The organism is Rhodococcus sp. P3_B8, assembly GCF_056402775.1.
The window spans coordinates 1-3660 of sequence record NZ_JBFUGT010000470.1 but is presented as its reverse complement, the minus strand read 5'-3'; the positions used below and the strand labels follow the sequence as shown (position 1 = coordinate 3660).

Sequence of the window (3660 nt, the reverse complement as noted above, 5' to 3'; positions counted from 1 at the left end):
CGACGAAGACGTCGCCTTCGCGTGTGGTGGTCGTCTTGCCGGGTTCGCCGTCGCCGATGAACCAGCCGGGTTCACTCACCAGCCGGAACACCCGCTCGATGGGGGCGTCGATCTGAATCTCGCGCTCGATCCTGTCCTGGGATGCGTCCGGAACGCTCATGATCATCCTCACCTCTCGACAATGTGCTACCTCACGGTTGCACATCGGCGGCCATTTGCGCAACCGTCAGGTTGCACTAGCGGGGGTGGGGGCAGGAAAGACGCGTCCGGGCGCCCGCCGGTCGCCGGAAGGCGATGGGGCGGGCACCCGGGGAACGTGTCAGCTGAAGTGCGCCAGCAGGGCGTCGCGCTGACGGTCGCCGAGGCCACGGAGGCGGCGCGTCGGAGCGATCTCCAGGTTGGCCATGATCTCCTGGGCCTTCACCTTGCCGATCTTCGGCAGGGCTTCCAGAATGGCGCTGACCTTGGTCTTTCCGATGATGTCGTCGACATCGGCCTTGGAAAGGACCTGCTTGAGGGTGATGTCACCGGACTTGAGCTTGTCCTTGAGCTCTGCGCGTGCCTTACGAGCGGCGGCGGCCTTCTCGAGAGCTGCTGCCCGCTGTTCGTCAGTGAGCTGGGGAAGTGCCACGATGTCTCCTTCATTCGGGGTACGTATCGAACACCGTAGCGAGAGAACCGCTACTTCACCGCATCCATCGGACGTGTCGCGGATCCTGTCCGATTCGACACGCCCCGCTCACGGGTCCGACGGCGCGGAAAATACCAGGACGCGGGCCGTGCGCTGTGTCATGCTCGACGTGTTCCGATCGGTTCAGTTCACACGTCGAGTTCAGGAAGGACGTAGCGATGCGCGCACTGCCCACAGCCCACGCAGCCCGGTTGCAGCCGTCACGCACGGGCATCGCCTCCTCCTTCCCCGTCGGCAGGCAAGGCGAACGCGGGATCATGCCCGCCCCGAAGACCCACCGCACCGCCAGCCACGCCTGACTCGACTTCCGTCGGCCGGCGTGCCCCCACCGCCGCGAACCGACAGAACCGAGATCTCCCGTGAGGCACTTCTCCCGCAACCCACCCGGCAGCACCCTCGACGCCCGCAACTGGTCGCGTGCGGATGTGCTGGTCCTCAATGTGACGTACGAGGCCCTCTGCGAGATTCCCGCCGAGCGCGCCGTCGTGCTGATCAGTGTCGGTGCGGCCGAGACGGTCGCGGATCGGGAGCCGCCGTTCCCGATCCGCTCGCAGCACGTCGAGATCAGCCTGCCGCAGACCATCCGCCTGCTGCGTTACGTCTACGTCGCGCGCTCCGTGCTGGTGACCGACAGCAGCCGCGCGACGTTCGCGGGCGTGTTCCGCCGCGACCGCAATCGTTGCGGCTACTGCGCCGAGCCGGTCGCGACGACCATCGACCACGTGCTGCCGAGGAGCCGCGGTGGCCCGAACACCTGGGCCAACCTCGTGGCCTGCTGCGTCCCCTGCAACCAGAGGAAGGCCGACCGCACACCGGAGGAGGCGGGAATGCCGCTCCTCTGGGAGCCGAAGGCGCCCCGGCACATCGAAAAGGCGCAGCGGCAGATCTGGAGGGATCTCGCGGCGGTCTGACCGCGAGACCCCCACACCCGCCTCCACCCGACCGACCTTCTCCCGGGAAGGGGAGATTTCCCGATGACCGACGTCCTGGACACGACCCTGTCCACCCTGCTGCCTGCCTCCGACGACCCCGCGGGCTGGGTCGACGCCGCGTGTCGCGCCGACCCCGAGCCGGACCGGTGGTTCCCGTTCCCGACCGAGGATTTCGCGTACGCGCGCGACGTGTGTCATCACTGCCCACTGCGGACGCGCTGCGAGCTGTTCGCCAGGGCCACCGGCCAGTCCGGCGTGTGGGGTGGCAAGGAATTCGATCGGGGTCGCGAGAAGCGGGCGTGACTCCGCCTCGGCGCGGCCCCGGTCCGCCGGCTACCGGCCCAGGATCTCGGGCAGCGCGACGTCCTCGCCCCGCACGTGCTCGGAGAGGAACGAGAGCACGACCTGGTACCAGACCTTCGCGTTCTGCGGGGTGAGGATCCAGTGGTTCTCGTCCGGGAAGTAGAGGAAGCGGTGTTCGGTGCGACCGTCGTCGTCCGCGGGCAACCCCGACTCGGACAGCAGCTCGAACCACAGCCGCAACCCGTCGCCGATCGGTACGCGAAAGTCCTTGTCGCCGTGAATGACCAGCATCGGAGTGACGATGTCCGCGACATACAGGTGGGGCGAATTCTCCACCGCCATCTCGGGCGTCATCTCCCGCTGCCAGTACCAGGCGGCGTCGGTGGTGGGGCCGAACTGGTCCAGCGCCCAGAGGCTGGCGTGGGTGACGATCGCCTTGAACCGGTCGGTGTGTCCGGCGATCCAGTTGGCCATGTAACCGCCGAACGATCCGCCCATCGCCGCGGTGCGCTTCTCGTCGATCTCCGGCAGTGCCACCGCGGCGTCGGTGATTGCCATGAGATCGGTGAACGGGGTCTTGCCCCACTTACCCCAGCCCCGCTCGACGAACTCCTGCCCGTAGCCGGTGGACAACGCCGGATCCGGGAGCAGCACGGCGTATCCCCGCGCCACGAGCAGCCACGGGTTCCATCGCCACGACCAGGTGTTCCACGAACCCAGGGGGCCGCCGTGCACCCACAGCGCGAGAGGCACCGGCGCGTGGGCGGAGGCGCCGGTCGGCACCGCGAGCCACGCGCGCACCGCCGCGCCGTCGGCGGCGACCGTCTCGACCTCGGTCAGCGTGCCCGGCAGTTCGGGGAGGTCGGCGGGGGCCTTCAGCAGCGACACGGCACCGGTGGTGATGTCGATGCGCACCGGGTGCGGCGGCGCCGCGTACGACGCCCGCAGCGCGAACACCGTCGACCCGTCGGGGGCCACCTGCAGGTCGGTGTACGCGCAGTCGTCGGTCGTCACCCGAGTGGGGTCCGCGCCGTCACGGAGCAGGAAGATCGGCGCGCGCCCGCGGTCGTCGGCGGTGACGAGGAGCCCCGACCCGTCGGACAGCCAGACCACGGACGTGGCCCACCGGTCCCACCCCGGCGCCACCTCGGTGACGGTGCCACTGTCGAAGCTGTAGCGGTGCAGCGTGAATCGCGGCGCGGAGTCGGGTGTCGCATGTGATTCCCGCGTGAACACGACGTGCCGTCCGTCCGGGGAGATCACCGGGTCCGACAGATCGGCGTCGGCGTCGTCGACGAGGATCGTACGCGCCCCCGTCTCGGTGTCGATGCGCACGAGGATGTTCCGGATCGACGCCAGCGGACCGGGAACCGTCCACGACGTCACGACGAAGGCGCCGTCGTCGCTCAGCGCGTAGTTCGCCTCGCGCAGCGCCGGACCCGGCATCGGGGTGAGGTCGGTCAGCTCCGGCTCCTGCCCGTTCTCCGCGAGCGCGTCCAGTGAGGCGGACAGGAGGTGGGGCACCTCGGGACCGAGATCGTGGTCCCAATAGCGGATCGGGTAGCCCGTGTGCAGGATCGCCGAGACCTTCTTCTCCTTGCGCTCGGTGCGCACCCGCTCGTCGTCGGCGGACTCCCCGGATCTCCCGAGAACCCCGGTGGTGACGACGACCCGCGGCGCGCACCGTGCGGCGCGGACCCCGGTGATCCCGCCGCCGCGGCGCGCGACGACCAC

The 3660-nt window shown here is 69.3% G+C and carries 5 protein-coding genes; 3 read left to right on the top strand and 2 right to left on the bottom strand.

The features are described from left to right. Nucleotides 1-319: 319 nt before the first annotated feature. Nucleotides 320-631 carry an integration host factor, actinobacterial type gene (mihF, locus tag AC1D1G_RS43055; RefSeq protein WP_005248100.1) on the bottom strand — a complete coding sequence of 104 codons (312 nt, stop codon included), beginning with the start codon at nucleotides 629-631 and terminating at the stop codon, nucleotides 320-322. A 218-nt stretch (nucleotides 632-849) separates the two neighbouring features. Here mihF and AC1D1G_RS43050 point away from each other — a divergent pair, with 218 nt between their 5' ends. The 3 genes from AC1D1G_RS43050 to AC1D1G_RS43040 all read left to right on the top strand — a co-directional run bounded on the left by AC1D1G_RS43050 (nucleotide 850) and on the right by AC1D1G_RS43040 (nucleotide 1926). Next, a complete protein-coding gene (locus AC1D1G_RS43050) occupies nucleotides 850-990 on the top strand; it encodes a hypothetical protein (RefSeq protein WP_280782382.1) in 141 nt (46 codons plus the stop codon). A 60-nt stretch (nucleotides 991-1050) separates the two neighbouring features. Continuing rightward, complete coding sequence (locus AC1D1G_RS43045) at nucleotides 1051-1602, top strand: HNH endonuclease (RefSeq protein ID WP_280782381.1); 552 nt, start codon at nucleotides 1051-1053, stop codon at nucleotides 1600-1602. Between the two features lie 63 nt (nucleotides 1603-1665). Further along, a complete protein-coding gene (locus AC1D1G_RS43040) occupies nucleotides 1666-1926 on the top strand; it encodes a WhiB family transcriptional regulator (RefSeq protein ID WP_280782380.1) in 261 nt (86 codons plus the stop codon). Nucleotides 1927-1956: 30 nt separating this feature from the next. Here AC1D1G_RS43040 and AC1D1G_RS43035 read toward each other — a convergent pair. Beyond that, nucleotides 1957-3660: S9 family peptidase (locus AC1D1G_RS43035; protein WP_477956691.1), on the bottom strand; the 1704-nt coding region annotated here is incomplete at its 5' end.

Bases quoted from the DNA above. Each gene is read 5' to 3' on its own strand.
- AC1D1G_RS43050 (WP_280782382.1), top strand. From the start codon at position 850: ATGCGCGCACTGCCCACAGCCCACGCAGCCCGGTTGCAGCCGTCACGC.
- AC1D1G_RS43040 (WP_280782380.1), top strand. From the start codon at position 1,666: ATGACCGACGTCCTGGACACGACCCTGTCCACCCTGCTGCCTGCCTCC.